The sequence below is a fragment of the Photorhabdus sp. RM71S genome (genome assembly GCF_042879355.1).
In the GTDB taxonomy this organism is placed as follows: Bacteria; Pseudomonadota; Gammaproteobacteria; order Enterobacterales; family Enterobacteriaceae; genus Photorhabdus; species Photorhabdus kayaii.
Genome location: NZ_JBHFKV010000344.1, coordinates 1 through 223, shown reverse-complemented (window position 1 = coordinate 223; position 223 = coordinate 1). Strand labels below are relative to the sequence as shown.

Genomic DNA, 223 nt, shown 5'->3' with positions numbered 1-223 from the left:
CGTGAAGCCACAAATGAAGAGAACCAGCGCAACGTCGAAGTAGGTAAGAAAAACAAGTCCGGATTCAAAGGCGTATTCTGGGAGCCGTCACGGCAGAAATGGAAAGCCAGAGCACAGATGAATAAAAAGAAATATACCCTCGGCAGGTTTGACAGGATTGAGGACGCAGTCGCTGCATATGAGAGCTTTTGCCAAAAACATTATGGTGAGTTCTATGTGCCGC

The 223-nt window shown here is 47.1% G+C and carries 1 pseudogene; it reads left to right on the top strand.

Annotated features, from left to right (window positions below):
* A pseudogene (locus tag ACGF5R_RS25150) lies at nt 1–223 on the top strand (HNH endonuclease); the annotation flags it as partial.